Source organism: Cyclobacterium qasimii M12-11B (assembly GCF_000427295.1).
Taxonomy (GTDB): domain Bacteria; phylum Bacteroidota; class Bacteroidia; order Cytophagales; family Cyclobacteriaceae; genus Cyclobacterium; species Cyclobacterium qasimii.
In genome coordinates, this window is record NZ_ATNM01000197.1 from 72922 (window position 1) to 89148 (window position 16227).

At 37.3% G+C, this 16227-nt stretch carries 14 protein-coding genes; 1 reads left to right on the forward strand and 13 read right to left on the reverse strand.

Annotated elements, in window-relative coordinates:
• Window position 1: 1 nt before the first annotated feature.
• From ADICYQ_RS24315 to ADICYQ_RS24320, 3 genes are all read right to left on the reverse strand, one after another.
• Complete coding sequence (locus tag ADICYQ_RS24315) at window positions 2–2218, reverse strand: SusC/RagA family TonB-linked outer membrane protein (RefSeq protein ID WP_235114893.1); 2217 nt, start codon at window positions 2216–2218, stop codon at window positions 2–4.
• Window positions 2179–2979 carry a carboxypeptidase-like regulatory domain-containing protein gene (locus ADICYQ_RS29170; RefSeq protein WP_235114896.1) on the reverse strand — a complete coding sequence of 267 codons (801 nt, stop codon included), beginning with the start codon at window positions 2977–2979 and terminating at the stop codon, window positions 2179–2181. Before ADICYQ_RS29170 ends, ADICYQ_RS24315 begins: the two co-directional genes overlap by 40 nt.
• Window positions 2980–3512: 533 nt before the next feature.
• A complete protein-coding gene (locus ADICYQ_RS24320) occupies window positions 3513–4064 on the reverse strand; it encodes a 2'-5' RNA ligase family protein (protein WP_020888383.1) in 552 nt (183 codons plus the stop codon).
• Window positions 4065–4328: 264 nt separating this feature from the next.
• Between ADICYQ_RS24320 and ADICYQ_RS24325 the strand changes: the two genes are divergently transcribed.
• Window positions 4329–5240, forward strand: a complete 912-nt coding sequence (locus ADICYQ_RS24325) for a universal stress protein (RefSeq protein ID WP_020888384.1) — start codon at window positions 4329–4331, stop codon at window positions 5238–5240.
• Between the two features lie 88 nt (window positions 5241–5328).
• Here the strand turns inward: ADICYQ_RS24325 and ADICYQ_RS24330 are convergent, their stop codons facing one another.
• The 10 genes from ADICYQ_RS24330 to ADICYQ_RS24370 form a co-directional block, all read right to left on the reverse strand.
• Window positions 5329–6696, reverse strand: a complete 1368-nt coding sequence (locus tag ADICYQ_RS24330; protein WP_020888385.1) for an exopolysaccharide biosynthesis polyprenyl glycosylphosphotransferase — start codon at window positions 6694–6696, stop codon at window positions 5329–5331.
• A 478-nt stretch (window positions 6697–7174) separates the two neighbouring features.
• Window positions 7175–8332: a glycosyltransferase gene (locus tag ADICYQ_RS24335; protein ID WP_020888387.1), complete on the reverse strand. Its 1158-nt coding sequence runs from the start codon at window positions 8330–8332 to the stop codon at window positions 7175–7177.
• 18 nt (window positions 8333–8350) lie between these two features.
• Entirely contained in the window at window positions 8351–9502 is a 1152-nt protein-coding gene (locus tag ADICYQ_RS24340) for a glycosyltransferase family 4 protein (protein WP_040418081.1), read from the reverse strand.
• Between the two features lie 189 nt (window positions 9503–9691).
• Entirely contained in the window at window positions 9692–10396 is a 705-nt protein-coding gene (locus tag ADICYQ_RS24345; RefSeq protein ID WP_020888389.1) for an acyltransferase, read from the reverse strand.
• Complete coding sequence (locus ADICYQ_RS24350) at window positions 10389–11522, reverse strand: glycosyltransferase family 4 protein (protein WP_020888390.1); 1134 nt, start codon at window positions 11520–11522, stop codon at window positions 10389–10391. Before ADICYQ_RS24350 ends, ADICYQ_RS24345 begins: the two co-directional genes overlap by 8 nt.
• Window positions 11519–12511 (reverse strand): O-antigen ligase family protein, encoded by a 993-nt coding sequence (locus ADICYQ_RS24355; protein ID WP_316929340.1) that lies wholly within the window; start codon window positions 12509–12511, stop codon window positions 11519–11521. Before ADICYQ_RS24355 ends, ADICYQ_RS24350 begins: the two co-directional genes overlap by 4 nt.
• Window positions 12512–13023: 512 nt before the next feature.
• The gene (locus ADICYQ_RS24360; protein ID WP_235114897.1) at window positions 13024–13848 is read right to left on the reverse strand and encodes a glycosyltransferase family 2 protein; all 825 of its coding nucleotides are present in this window, start codon (window positions 13846–13848) and stop codon (window positions 13024–13026) included.
• The gene (locus tag ADICYQ_RS26415; protein ID WP_020888394.1) at window positions 13817–14320 is read right to left on the reverse strand and encodes a lipopolysaccharide biosynthesis protein; all 504 of its coding nucleotides are present in this window, start codon (window positions 14318–14320) and stop codon (window positions 13817–13819) included. The genes ADICYQ_RS24360 and ADICYQ_RS26415 overlap by 32 nt, the downstream gene beginning before the upstream one ends.
• Window positions 14321–14346: 26 nt before the next feature.
• Window positions 14347–15057 (reverse strand): oligosaccharide flippase family protein, encoded by a 711-nt coding sequence (locus tag ADICYQ_RS26420; protein WP_316929341.1) that lies wholly within the window; start codon window positions 15055–15057, stop codon window positions 14347–14349.
• Window positions 15058–15144: 87 nt separating this feature from the next.
• Window positions 15145–16227, reverse strand: a complete 1083-nt coding sequence (locus ADICYQ_RS24370; protein WP_040418082.1) for a Wzz/FepE/Etk N-terminal domain-containing protein — start codon at window positions 16225–16227, stop codon at window positions 15145–15147.

The window sequence follows — 16227 nt, forward strand, 5'->3', positions numbered from 1 at the left end:
TTTAGAATCCTAATGAAACACCCAATGTAAATGACTTTGCCTGAGCTGGAGTAAAGAAGGACTCCCCTTGGATTTGGTTATCACTTCCATTTCCACTGATTTCAGGCTCTAAACCATCCTCAAGATTTGAGAACGTAAGCATGTTCTGCAACATGCCGTATACCCTGGCGCTTCTCAAGACGTTTGTTCTTTCCAGAACATTCGCTGGAATATTGTAGGTTAGAGACAAATTTCTAAGTCGAATATGATCTCCTTTTCTTAGGTGAATGGTAGACCTCTGACCAAAGTTAGCTTGCGTAGTACCATCCAATCGCGGAGCAAAGCTATTCGTATTCTCTTCTGTCCAATAATCTAGCAATTGTGGATCCAGGTTAAATGAGTTCAGGTTGTTCGGACTATACAAGAACCTAAGATCATCAAACATGATATAATTCCCTTGTGTGAAAGTAAACAAGGCTGAAAGATCAAACCCTTTGTAAGAGAAAGTATTGGTTAAACCTCCTGAGATTCTAGGAATAGCAGAACCTATAATTTCTCTGTTATTTGTGCTGTAGGTGTTGGTAGGCTCACCGTCTGAATTCAACCATTCAGCTTCCCCAGTCTCAGGATTGATACCACTGTACCTTACCAGGTAAAAAGTATTAACTGAATAACCTTCTATAGCTCTTTGGCTTGAAGAACCCTGAACAAATAGCCTTCCTTTACTGTCTTCGGAAGCTCCTGGAAGTTCAAGTACTTCATTTTTAAGAAATCCCACATTCAAAATCGTTCTCCACTCAAATCCAGAGGACTGAACATTCAGCGAATTTATCATTAAATCTATTCCTCTGTTGCGCATAACACCTGCATTCTGCGCATAACTTGTATATCCTGTTGTATAAGGAATTGGAACGTCTAATAGCAATCCTGTAGTACGCTTGTTCCACAAAGAAGCTTCTATATCAAGTTTGTTATTGAATAATGTGGCATAAACTGTGAAATCAAACTGTGCGGATTCCTCCCAACCTAAAGTAGGATTGGCTGGCTGACTTGGGTAAATCCCGGGACTTCCCGCATAATCACCTAAACTACCCGCTTGATACAAGCCGAGGGAGGCGAAATTATCAACCCTGTCATTTCCCGCAATTCCATAACTAGTATTAATTTTTAAGAAATCAAGGATACTGTTGTTTTGCAAAAATTTCTCTTCAGAAAGCACCCATCCTCCAGACAGCGCCCAGAAATTACCATAACGGTTGTCCATACCGAAACGAGAAGAGCCATCTCTTCTTGCACTCCCTTCAAACAGGAATTTATCTTTATACCTATAGTTTAACCTCGAGAAATAAGAAGCAAGTTTCCATCCAGTACCTGTTGCGCTCGTGATTGTAGGCGTCGCAGCCGAAGCAACATTTGGCAATTTATCACTCACAAAGCCTGAACCTTCTACAGTCATACTCGCAAAATCTGATTGCTCATAAGAATAGCCTAAAAGGGCTCCAAAGAAATGGTCATTACCAAAATATTTTTGGTAATTCAAGGTATTTGTGCTCAACCATTTATAATCTTGAATGATCCTTTTATAACCTTGCCCAGTAGGCTCAATAATATCAGGATAACGCATGGTTTCTTCCGTTTGAATCTGATCAATCCCCCAATCGGTTTTAAAAGTAAGATCAGGAAGAATATCAAATTCAAAATAAGTATTGGCTGTTGTCCTGCGAGTAACATACTCCGTTTGCGCTAAATCTGCAAGTGCAAGTAAATTAGGTACAAAACCAAGTCTCGTGTAATTCCCATTTTCATCAAATGGTTTGTTGTAAGGCAAATGTAAAAAAGCGGAAGTTAATGGAGCAAAAGTACTATTGTCCGAATTGATTCGATCATTGAAAGTCTTTGCCAACCCAACATTGGCCCCAAACCTTGCTTTTTCTGAGAACTTATGGGTCATATTTAACCTGCCATTAAACCTGTCCAACTCATTTCCTAAAGCATAGGTATCCTGCATAAAATAAGTACCTGAAATGAAATAAGTAGTATTGTCACTTCCTCCTGATGCACTTACATTCAAATTAGAAATTTTACCTTGCTCAATAACTGCCTCAGGCCAATCAAAGCCTGTTTGTGGAAAACTACTTACCGGGTCTCCTGTCCTATCAGAACGGTATTGGTTGTATTGCGCCAAGGACATGTATGGTCTTACAGTAGTTGGGTTTTGTACTCCCCTGTAAAAGTCCACATTGATTTTCGATTCACCACTTTTCCCCTTTTCGTTTGAATAAGGATGACACCATTTGCACCTCTAGAACCATATATGGCTACTGCAGAAGCATCTTTAAGCACTGAAATGGATTGAATTTCATTTGGATTTAATTCCATCAATGGGTTAAGTGTTACTGCACCGGATTCATTGGCATAATCTCCACTGCTTCCATCATTTAAAGGAACGCCATCCACTACGAACAAAGGAGAACCGCCTGCTGTCAAAGAAGCAACACCCCGGATTCTTATATTTTGTTGTGCACCACCCACACCGGAGGTACCTGTCAACTGTACACCAGCTGCTTGTCCTTGTAAAGCTTCCTGGGCAGTAAAAATGGGCATCCTTTCAATTTGGGAATTGTCCAGGCTAGAAATACTTTGTACAGACATTTTTGCAGATTGGGTACCATACCCAACCACAACTACCTCTCCTAATGTCTTAACATCAGGCTTCAGCAACACATCAATCTTACTTTGATTGTCAATCATTCTTTCTTGGGTCAAAAACCCAACAAAGCTAAAAGACAATACATTTGATCCTTCTGGAATCGACAAGCTATAGGTACCATCAATATCTGAAACGGTACCAACCAACGATCCTTTCACGCTCACATTCACTCCAGGTATCCCATTAGGCTCATCTTCAGAAGTAACCGTACCGGATACTGTTCTGCTCTGAGCCATTGATGAGAATACTGCTAACATAGAAAATGTCAAGCAAAGTAAAACTCGCTTCATAGTAAATAATAGATTTAAGGTTTTTTAACAATGTTTATAATGCAAAATTCCATCAAATTATTCATAAACCAAAATGATCTATAACTGCATAGTACAAGGTGAAAACCAAAATATTTTGTAAAATGAAGCGAAACAAAAATTTATATTTTCAATGACAAAAATAAAAATAGAATAATATCACTTATTTATTATTTTTAGTTTTATTTTTTAATTAACATAATTAAACCAATTTAATATTGTCTTTTAAAGACTCATAAATTATTTAAACCGTTTATGTAAAATGTATTTTATTTTGGGAAAAATGTTTTTTAGCATATTAAAATATCGTTTTTTCCCCATTTTAACGCACCTACATAATTGCGAAGAAAACTAAAAATTATTTCCAAAATACTGATTCAGAATATTATGTAGGTATTATCTAATTATTACAAATTTTAATAATTTGTAAAAAAAGAAAAAAAATTGTCCGAAGACTTTAAGACTTCAGAATTCTTACAATTGCAAGCAGGAACTTAGTCCATAATCATTCACAATCAACTGGATAACTTTATTTCTTCTATAATACGCCAGAAACCATCTACTTTTTTCAGCAAATAAACCTGGTGAACGTTAAAAGAGCCTTTCACAGAATTCCCCTTCAGGTACTCCAATACTTGTTCAAATTGATCCTTTTTCACATCCCTATAGGCCAAAGTCAGATGAGGGTGATAATTGGTGTCGCTTAACTCAATACTCTTTTTTAAAACTGTTTTACTAAAAGCAATGAGTCGTTGTTGACAAAATAGAAGTTCAGGAGGATATTTCACCTTCATAAAAGCTACCCTATTCCCAAATGACCCGATCCTTCCTAAAGACAAAGAAAAGCTTTTCTCTTGTTCAAAAAACTTCCGCAATGATTTCACCAATTCCACTTCCTTATTTTCACTGTGAACAAATGGCATTTTCAGCGTGATGTGCGGCGGGGATTTAAGGGCATACTTAATACCAAAAGAAGCTCGTAACTGCTCCTTCAAATCAGTAATCGCATCTTTCAAAGGCTCATCTGGTACAATAGCCAAAAAATATTTACCCATTACTTTAGTCATGACAATAAATTATCTGAATGATTTGACTTTAAATACAAAGCTTGCAAAAGTCGTCTTTTTAGTTGATTCCACAAACTCAAAGAAATAAGTCTGAGAGCTTACAACGAATCAAATGGCTTTACCCTAGACACCTCAGATAGTCAATTGCATTTATTTTTATTATTTGAAGTAAATCTTCTTTTAAAGATGCCATCAAAAAGTTAAATTCATAAAATTTTACCATATTCCCAATTCAAACGCAAAACTGATTTAAAGGTAAGATCAATGAAGCAATTCAAAAAAGTCATGGTAGGGTTAGACTTAACCCTTTTAGATGAGGTATTGATATCCAATATCAAAATACTTGTTCCTATTTTGGATATAGAGAAAGTATATTTTATTCATTTTTCGAAAAGTCTAATTCTACCCGAAGAGGTCACATCAGCATATCCTGATTTATTGGCCCCATTAGACGAAACCATCGAAAGTCAAATTCTATATGAAATTGAAAAAAGCAAACCAGCACTAGATTTCAATTATGAGATCATTGTAAAGGAGGGAAATGCACAGGACAGCATGCTTCGTTGGTGCAATATTAAAGAAACCGATCTTTTAATACTTGGTAGAAAAAAAGGCAAAACACCTTCTGACTCCCTGGTCAAAAATTTGTCGCAGAAATACCCTAGACCAGTACTATTACTTCCGGAAACACCTCCAACTGGCAAAATCAACAGTGTTTTACTCCCGATTGATTTTTCAAAACATTCAAAGGTAAGTATTGAAATCGCTTTGGAGATTAGCGAAAAAACAAACGCTGCTTTACAGTGCTGCCATATGTATGAAGTCCCTAGTGGTTATAGCAAAACAGGCAAATCCTTTGAAGAATTTGCAGCAATAATGCTTGAAAATGCAAAAAAGGATTTCAAGCATTTCTTAACTGAAAACAACTTGCCTGACTTATTGTGCACATTTATCCTTAGAGACAATAAAGATGAAGCGGATAACATAATGGAGTTTGCTCGCTCTATTGATACAGACTTGTTAATCGTAGGAAGCAGGGGCAGGTCAAGATCAGCGGCAGTTTTATTGGGAAGTGTAGCCGAAAAACTAGTGAATAACAACCATGATATCCCCATGCTAGTGATGAAGGAAAAAGGTGAAAACATGAGCTTTCTTGAAGCCCTTTTTAGAATCTAAAAAATTGGTTTTAAAAATCAATACAAATGTTAAGCGTTAAAAACCCTCTGTCAAATCCAAATTACTCAGATGGGTTTACTGAAGCTTTTCAATAAACTTCCTCACCTGAACTTAGCATTTGATTCATTGTTTTTAAGACGATCTTAATGTCCAGAAAAAAGGACCATTTGCGAACATAAAAATAATCAAGCTTCACCCTGGACCTTATTTGCCAGTGGGTAGAAATCTCTCCACGGTAACCCAATACCTGTGCAAGGCCTGTTATCCCAGGTTTAATGCAATGCCTGTTATTGTATTTTTCCAAACGTTGCTTAAAAACTTCATTCATAGGAACGGTGTGAGGCCTCGGTCCTACGACTGACATCTCATTTTTGAGTACATTAATAAACTGAGGAAGCTCATCCAGGGAGAAGCGCCTTAGAACCCCACCAACCTTGGTTACTCTAGGGTCATTTTTTGAGGCTTGAAGCGTATCTGACCATGGATTCTCCTGCATGGTTCTGAATTTAATACAGGTGAAATCTTTATTGTTTACGCCAGTCCGTTTTTGATAGAAAAACACCGGGCCTTTAGATTCTAGTTTAATCAATATCGCAATAATTGGCACTAACCAACTAAAGATAAATAAGATTACTAAGGTAGAAAACAGCACATCAAAAAAACGTTTGAAAAATTGGTTCCCTAAACGATCTAAAGGAATCTCGTTCAAATTGACTACTATGAAAGAGCCATAGTTACTAAAACTCATTTTTTTGTTCCATTGCAATGCCGGACCAGGAATAATCTTAACCTTAAAATGATTTTCATCAGCGAAATCCACTATTTTATTTACCAGATTGCCAGGCATATTTTGGCTGAGATAAACCAAATCCAGAGAGCCAATGCCGAAGGAATCGAAAAAATGATCAAAATCCCCCAAAACATCCTTACTATTCACCTTATCATCAAAAAACCCTAATAATTTGATCCCAAAAGCTTTATTCTTCTCAAGGGTACGTGCCAATTGATTGCTCCATTCATCCTTCCCCAATATTACCGCTTTCCGATAATTTCTACCGCTCATCCTGTACCTTCTCAGGGCCATATGGACGCCAATTCTAAAAAATACTACCATGAAGAGCCCAATTGGGAAAAGATAAAAATCTAATTTTAATGAGCTGGAGGAGGACAAGTGCTCCCTTAAAATAAAAAATATCAAAATTGCCCAAACATATGAGACTAGGAACTGCATGAGCGTATCCCAATAAACAGATGTTCTTGATAGTTTATAATCCTTCCTAACCAAGACAATAATAAGCCATACTAAGCCAAACAATCCTACATCTAAAAGGTAGTCTGAAGACTTAAAATCGCTTTCCGGACTTAAAATAGTCAACAGTCCAAACACAATAAACATCACCACAAGCTCCACAGAAATAAACAGCCATGGGAAATATTTATAAAAACGTTTTGCCATTCAAGTATATCAATTAAAAATCATTCGCATAAACCCAAATCATTCGATTCTTCTTCACAGGCTCTTTGCTGCTAATAGCTAAAAATAATAAGCTTAGCACAAAAGTACTGGAAATCTTGTCACTTTTTTCGATTTTCTGCTTTAATCGAAATTAGAAACCTGCACGGATCACACTTTGCTTGCCCAAATCTAAAAGCAACAGAAACCTAAGAGCTGAATCCAAACCGAAAATGCAAGAGCTATACTAATATGGGAAGGAATCAATGGCTTTGAATTTTCAGCATCGAAATCTTCAATCCACATGCATAGCCCTAAGTATTCGTCATTTCAAAAATGGGTAAAAAAAACCGGATAAAATCCGGTAATATTTTAAATCTTAAGGTCTAAAGTTAACGCTACCATAAAATCACAGTTGGTGTTATTGCATCATTAATGTCACCTTATAAAAGATTAAAGACAAAAAACACATTGATGATTTTTAGTAGTTTATCTCAACTAAATTCTCTTTTATTTTTCGCTTACATAAAGCCTTAAAAAGGGTTTCATATTCATCAGTTACAACATCCCAGTTGTACTTATCTGTCAGCCCTTCTCTTGCATGCTCTCTTAAGTTTTCCATTTTTTCAGGAGAACTTTCTGCTTTTTCTGTGATATCAACAACAGATGCTGCATTTTTATCAAAGTACCATCCAAATTTACCTTTTTGTAGCATTTCCTGATTGAACCTGGTATCCAAAGCAAGAATGGCACAACCATACCCAAGGGCTTTCAACATCGCAGGATTTGTACCACCATATTCATGTCCATGAAAATAAGCAAAACAATTGTGGTACAAGGAAGCCAATTGCTCTTGGTCTCTTACATATCCTGTAAATATCAACCTCTTGTCGTCAACCTGCTTCATTCTCTGGGCAAACTTATCGTGATAAGGAACATCCCCTACAATAACGAGCTTTCTTTTGGATTTTGATTTCACAAAACCTTCAACGATTAAATCAGCATTATTGTCAGGAATAAGTCTACCTACAATCAAAAAATAAGATTGTTTTTGAAGATCCCACTCTTCAATCAGAGTGCTATCAGAAGACAATCTAGGATTGGCACCATAGGCGATCATCTTTGAAGGAGCATTGAATTTTTCAAGATAAATTTTCTCCATTTCATCTGAATCTGTAATCAATTGATCATACAGCTTGGTGGCAAGTCTGGAAGCAAACAAATAGTATCTCGCTCCTAATCCTTTCCATTTTGGCCTTAGCCACTCCAGACCATCTACATTAATAGTGGATGGTTTCCCAAATGCTTTGGTGAGTATACCAAAAGGACCATTGGCACTATTTACTACAAACACTACGTCTACTTTTGAAAAACAGACATGGATCATTGAGAGTAAAGAATTGGTCAATTGACTTAATGACTTGGTTTCAACACAGGGTATATAGACCAGGTTAATACCATTTACCTTTTTAGGCTTTTTTTCAAACAATGGAGCATGACAATATACGGTAACCTCTATTCCTCTTTGCACCAACCGTTCGCCCATTTCTTTTACAAAAGTTTCGTAACCCCCGTAAACATAAGGATACCCTCTTGTACCTACTATGGCAACATGCAACGGCTTGTTGTTTTTTGACATACTGTATCTATTTACTACTCAAGAAAAAATATTCAAAATTTTCTGCCCATATTTAGGCAAAGAAAAATTTTCTATAACGCTTTTTCTGGCCTCTTCACCTACTTTGTTGATTTGGCCTTTATTATTTATTAAATCACCAATAATGGAAGCTGCTTCAGGAGCTTCATTCAAAGGGATATGATAACCAGTTTCACCATGCTCTATCATTTCCAAGGCCCCACCTTGGGCTGTAGCCACCACAGGCTTTTTAGAAGCCATGGCTTCTAATATTACAGTTGGGAATGGATCAGGTAATATGGATGGAAGAATAAAAATATCCATAGTAGCTAAAACATGGGATATATCTTTTCTAAAACCTAAATTAATTATTTTATCACTAAATTTATTCTCCAAAATCCTTTGTTCTAACCCTTCAAACAAGTGTTCATCACCAGGAAAGGCGTCTCCTACTAAAAGAAAATATAAATTTAAAAACTTTTTATTTAATTCTTCTGAAATTTCCAAAAAGTATTCCTGCCCTTTCCAACTGTTAACCCTTCCTATCATCCCAATTATCATTGCCTCATTAGGAATATTTAACTCCTTACGCAAATCAACAGATTTGCAAAGGTAAGGATTATAATCTATCCCATTATAAACCAAATGCAGTTTATTTGCACTTACGTGTTTTGCCCAATTCTTTTTAACGGCTTCAGAAACAACGATAACCTTGTGAGAATTATACTCCACCAACTTCCCCATCCATACTGCAAAAAACTTTGGCTGTTCAATGATTTCATGCAGGTGCCAAATATGGGTATACCCTTTCATTCTGGAAAGTAGTGCTCCTACCCAAACTGCAGCGGTATTCGAGTAAATATGTGTAGTTTTTTCTTCTTCAGCAAGTGCTCCAAGCTTTCTATAAGCTTCAAAAGTAACCTTTAATCTGTTAAATAACCCACTGATATTAAAATACTTGCGCCTAATAACCCCTAAACGCACTAGTTCAACCCTAATTCCTAACTTTTTCAATTCGTCTGCTAGCGGGCCATCCTCCGATAAAATCACTAAAACAGCCACACCATTATTACTCAGAATTTCAGCTGTAAGTAAAAATATTTTGCTTGCTCCATATAGATCAGATGACCCATGCAGCATCATAACCCGCTTTCCCTCTATTTTACGCTTCATTTATATCCTTCTGATCCTATTTAGGTAAAACATGAAATCGGAATTGGTTTTTCTTTCACTTGAAAGAAAAACCAATTCCCAAATAATGGTATCAAAAAATTACTTTTATGCCTAATGTAGCCTACGATTTTAAACCTAAGGTGAAACATACTGGCTATATTCAAGAACATGATTAGAATCCACACCATTTCATTTCCTCGATTTGATAAGCTTAGCAGGATTCCCTCCAACTATGCTGTATGGAGCCACATCTTTCGTAACAATGCTTCCGGCGGCAACTACAGATCCTTTACCTATGGTAACACCCGCTAAAATCACAGCATTTGAAGCTATCCAGCAATCATCCTCTATTTTCACAAAAGAACGTTTAACCCCTTGTGCTATCATAGGTTGCCCAATATCGTCAAATACATGGTTTTCAGCGTAAATGCTTACCCTAGGCGACATCATTACATTGTCACCTATCTCTATGTATCCTGAACATCCGATATAGGCATAAGGCCCTATACTGGAATTATTTCCAACTTTAAGTCCTACCCCTAACTCTCCTCCATATAAGTTTGTCGGCCGAATAATAGCATAGCTACCCACGGTCACTTTATCGCCGAAAACAATGCCTTTTTGTGAAAGACAATTTATCTCACAGTGATCCTGGGCAACAAAATTACTCCCGACCTCAAAATAGCCTGCCTGACGAATGGTTACACCCTTCCCCAACAAAAGCATCCCTTTGGATGATTTCAACCTCAGTCTTAGAAACAAGCCACGCAACCACCAAATACCCATACGTATCAATACGGACAGGGTAGATAATCGATCCCAACCCAATCCAAATCGATCTGAAAAATCCAATCCTGAAATCCCTGAAATTAACTTTCCCGGAAAACTACTCATTAATCATCCTTTTAAAATAACCCAGCAAAGATAGGAAAAACTTCTCTCCAGTAAACAACGACAATCGCTTAAAACCAGATTCTGATAATTCATGGCGAAGCGCCTCATCCGTTGAAAGCTGAAACATAACTCTTGAAAAATCCTCCGCATCAAAGGAGCTACTTACTAACACTGCTTCACCTCCCACTTCTTGCAAAGCTCCTTGGGGACCTACAATCACGGGTAATCCGTAAGAAAATGCTTCTAGCACAGGCAAACCAAAACCTTCATTGGTGGAAGGAAATACATAAGCTTCTGCAAATTGATAATAAGTTGAAAGCTTCACTGCATCCAGGTAGCCGGGGAAAATAACTTTGTCCTCCAATTGATACTTTTTTACTAAGTCCATAATCGCTGGATAGTCATCCAAAGCTTCTCTAGGACCTCTCTGCCCTACCAATACCAGGGAATAGTCTGTCTCACTCATTTCCGAAAAAATGGCAAATGCTTTAATAAGCGTGGGAAGGTTTTTCCTTTTCTCCATAACGCCAACATGAAGGAAATAAGGGTTTGGATGATGTGAATGCTCTTTGTCCATTTTGGCCCTCACCTTGAGGTCCAGCCCTGTTGGAATGGCCGTTATAGGATTACTAGTTTTTAAATAATTTGATATTTTTGATTTAGCATAATGACTTACGGTCAAAACGCGTGCTCCCGAGTCTACACTCTTCTGTAAAAAAAACAAGTAAATTTTTCTCCAGAGAGCATTGTAATGTTCAGGTGTTTCCCAGAAAAAAGCATCGTGAATCACAGAAACCCTTTTTCCTCTGGACCAGATGGGTGAAAGAATGTCAGGAGAAAAAACAAGATCCGCTTTGTACCAAAGGGAAAGGAATGGCAAGACAATAAGTTTATGAGAAAAATATCGAATCTGAAACCACCAGTTTTTCCAGCGGGCAGTTTTACCTTTAAAAAACTTACTTCCCATCATTTTTTCACGCGACGGGTAAATGATAAAGGTATATTCTTCCCCATCGTAAGCATCTATCTGACTAAGGAGGCTATCCGTGTAGGTCTTAATGCCCGTTTGGGCTAGGTATTGAAAAAATATATCTACAAGAATAACCTTCTTACCTTTCTTATTCATACTGATGGTTGGGAAAGATTACTAGTCGTAGTAAAATTCAAGGTGGAATAAAGCCGGTTATAAGCAGTTAAAGTATAGCCCATCATCCACCAAGTAATAAGTGAAACATAGGCATATAATTCCGCATTCGCTGTAAAAAGAGGTAGTAGAAGCCCAAATTTAGTTGCCGCTGTAACGAAAGCAATACGGGCCGTATTACTGTCCTCGGTTTTTCTGAAAACAAGAAGACTTTTATAGATACCAAAACCCAAAATAGCGATGTACAAAAACATGCCTAACACGCCAAGTTGAACTCCGTAGATTAAAAACTGGTTTTCTCCCCCTACACGAAATTCATCTTCTACACTCCCCGTGTTTCCACTCATTGCCAGCCCTATTCCTTCGGGATTGGCAATGATGGAATCCAAGGCAAGAAACCATTCCACCAAATGCCCTAGGCTTGAGGCGTTTTGGAAAGTAATGGTGTCATAGATAAAATAATAAAACTCATCCGATGCAAACAATATCACATAGGCTCCAAAACTAATAAAAAGCAAGGCCCCTAGTCCAAGTAATTTATAGAGTCTAAATACCACAGCAATGAACAGAAGCATTACAAAAAATGCTCCAAAAGCTGCCCTGGAAGCGGTCATCATCAAGCTACCAAAGGATGCTGCCATTACAATAAGGTACATCCAGCTCTGTCCTCTTTCTTTACTTAAATACCAAATAAGGCCTGTAGAAAATGCTAACAGACATGAACTGGCAAGTTCCAGAGGATCTGAAAAAAACGAAGCCAATCGCATCCCCGATGTTTGGGTTTCAAAAGTCCAGGACAAACCATAATTCCCTGATGGATCGATGCCATTTACAGCAAAATTAAATAAAGCGTAGCCAGAAAATTGTTGAAAGTGCACTCCTATCGCCTTCTCTACCACATTCAAGCAAAAAGCAGCAATGGCCACAAACATTATTAGGCTGAATAGTCTTGTGATAGCTTTTTGATTCATCTTTGTATTTCTTCCCAAAAAATAAAACAGAGGAATTAATAAAGTGCCTTTGAGATACAATAACTTACTGAGTAAACTTGCTTCTCCAAGGGGCAGAAACACATACAAAATTGCTAAAGCAGTAAAGGAAAGAAATAGTTTATCAACTAAATTGAGCCTGATTGGATAGTCCCAAATATTTCTATTGTAGAAAACAAAGCCAAGCAAAGCCAGAAATAGTAAAAGCTCTTTAATATATTGAAAAAAATGCCACTACTAATTCTGAGCCCGTGGCTTGGTAGACTATGCTCAAAATGGAGGTGTAAAAGGGCAGGTAAAGCACCATAAAGAACAGTATAAAATGCCAATCCCCTTTGAAAATAATTTTTTCAACAGTGATAAACACCAGCAGTAAAACATATACTACTACAATTACGAACAATAGCAGAGATATCATTTACTAAATTTCAGTGGCGTTTTCAATCCTTCCTTAATTCCATTTATCACTGCCATGCATTTGCTTCTACGTCCTTTTACCAAGAAATAAAGAATAAAAACCCAAATTTAGCAAAATGGAAAGGCCATGCGAGCCAATATTGTGGACTAGTACAGTATTTTCTAAGTTGAAAAATCTGGTTTTTAACGTTAAGGAAATGAACTTTAGGGTCTAAAAACCCCTCACTTCCTTTAATTTCGCTTTTCGATGATGCTCCTGCTTCATGGTAAATTATCGACTTAGGATGTACTTTGAGCTCAAAACCCCGCTTTCTCATCCTTAAGGACCAATCCACATCTTCAAAATAGGCAAAATACTTGTTGTCCAATAAGCCAACTTTCTCCAGAACAGCCGATCTAACCAGAATTGCACAACCACTAATCCATTCTGTCAAGTAAGGTTTTTCGCTCTTTACCTTATAATTTGTTTGCGAATACCCCAACCAAGCATGGTATTTTCCTCCGGCATTCCATATTTGTGTTTCTGGCTCCATATAATAAATCAACGGCTGTATGGCCGCCAATTTGTCTGAAGTCCTCATTTCTGCAATCAACAATTCCAGAAAACCTGTTGTCACTTTTGTGTCATTGTTTAGCAACATGATGTATTCATACCCTCTATTCAAGGCGTATTGCATACCTATATTATTCCCCCCGGTGAAACCTTCGTTGACTTTATTTTTAATAAGGTGGATATCTTGAAATCGATTTTTGACATTTAAAAGAGACCCGTCTGTTGAACCATTGTCCACAAGGACAATGTCACTTTCAGAGACCCCTGACACAAGAAGGGATTCAATACATGCCTGGGTATAAGCCCAGCCATTCCAATTAAGAATAACTATGGCTACTGAATAATGCACGATAAAATTGAGATACGGTGGATGGTTTTTTTCTATTTAAAAGAATGGTGGTGACAATAAATATTATAATTTCTGTTGAAATCAAAGCTACAGCAAGACCTACACCACCATAAGCTTGGGTAAGGACAAGTGAAGCTGTCAACATGTATACTGAAAAAACCCAGGTGGAATTAAAAAGGACTTTCTTTTGCTCAGTCACTAAAATTATCAGCATATTCCCCAAATTAAGCCCTGAAACCAAAGGGATAAAGGACAGAATTTTAAGGAAAAGGACCGCATTCTCCAGGTTTTCACCTGCTAGGAGTGTTATTATAAAAGGTGCCGCTATTTGTATAAAAACAATGATTAAAACGCCAATTGCTAAAGTGGCCAACTCTACCTTGGCAAGAAAGGAAAAGAATTTACGGTTCTCTTCATAATAGAGAATACTGGCCCTTGGAAAAACTGCCTGACTAATTAAAACCGGAGCCATTCTTAAAACCATCGCTATTCGCTCAGCTATACTGTATGGCCCCAATACGGCTGCAGAAGCAAAAAACTTAAAATGATCAGTCCTCCATTTATAGCAATATGGGAAGCAAGACTGGAAAGAAACAGCAATACATTCTCTTTTAAGGAGCGGAATATAGGCGGAAATTTTGGCCAAATCAGTTTGATATTCATACTGAAGTTTACAAATAAGAGTAAGCCTACATTTCCTAAAAGCGCAGTAGAACCGAGTAAAAAATTCGACAAATAACTATCGCTTGGATTATTTATACACCAAACCAATAGCAGCAAATAAGCTAACTTTGTGAAAACATTGATTACCGAAACCCATTGCATCCGTTCTTTCCCTTGAAAAAACCAAACGCTGGTAGTGGCTTCGCTAAATAACAATACTGTAGACCACCAAAGCACCAGCAGGAAGTCTTCAAAAAACCCAAAGACAAAACCAAGGATTCCAATAATTAAAAGAGAGGTGAATGCAAGAAATAGCTTGCTCCAGAGAATTTCTGAAACCTTCTCACTTAAGGCTTGAATGTTTCCCTGATTCAAAGCAATGCTCTTTGGCGCACTCAGGTTGTACCCGAAACCGACAAGCACATTAAATAAGAGAATAACGGAGAAAGCAAGATTGATCCTTCCAAATTCCTCCACTCCCACTACCCGAATCAATACCGGCATAGCCACAAGTGAAACAAGGATATTTGAGGATTGAATTAAAATAAAAAACTAAATTTAAAAAGATTTATGTCTTAATAAATGAATATAAGGTACTTGGGAGCGTTTATCCGACATAATTATAGGTAGGACTCATGGCTTAAGATGTGTCACATACAGTGTGCTCAAATAAATCCAAACAAAACCCATCAAAAAGAATAGAAACATTCCCACGACAATTCCTGTTTTAAATTTTATTTCAGCTCTCTCGAGTGGATATCGAGGCTGGTCTATAATCTGGATCAAAGGAGTGTTATTTCTATTGTTAATTTTAGATATCTCTAAGTTCTTTACAATTTCTTCATACACTGCGGCCGAGGCTTGAATATCAATTTGTATGCTTTTTGAAGGCACCACCCTCTCTTGAAGCAATGGGTTTGGGTTGGGAATCCTGTCCTGAAATACTGCCAAAGCTTTAATTTTGTTGTCCAAAACCTTTCTTACACTGTCTGATTGATGTTGAAGCACCCGGACATTCTCTGTTGTTTTCTTTGTCTTTGCCTTTAAGTAAAATTCATTGACCGTTGCTACCAGGTTTTCATTAAAGCTTTTAGAGAAGGCCTGGTCTTTACTGGCCACTGTCACTTTAATTATATTGAGCTTTCGATCTGGCTTTTCGACTATTAAATTTCGTTCCTTTATTTCCTTTACTACTTCTTTCAAGACACTGTCCTGTTGGATGGTAAAGCGGGAACGAGGTAAAGAGAAATCCAGTGCGCTGAAATCAACCTCATCTTTCCATTTTTGATCAAGTTTGTTAAAGAAAATGTACCGCTCTATTAACAATTTCCCAGCACTTTCATTGGAGACAGAATCAAAGGGCCTTAACAAGGTTTTTGTTAGCATGGATTCTGACTTATAGAGTTCCATAATATTGTCTCCTTTGAAGAGTCCACTTTCTCCCCCCATTGCTCCAAGATTAATTCCAAGCATAGAGGCTAGTCCTGAAATATTACCCATTCCTCCCATGTCAGATTGCTCTAATACAAAGGTTGTATCAGCATGATACACTGGCTTTTTTAGAATAGACACAAGTCCCCCTAAAATGGCACCAACAACCATAAAGAGCAGCAATATTTTCCACCTTTTCTTGTAAATATTTAACCAGTTTTGAAGGCGAAGAAACAGCTCTTTAAAAGTGATCTTGTCATCTAATATGTGTCGGTTTCCCTCCAT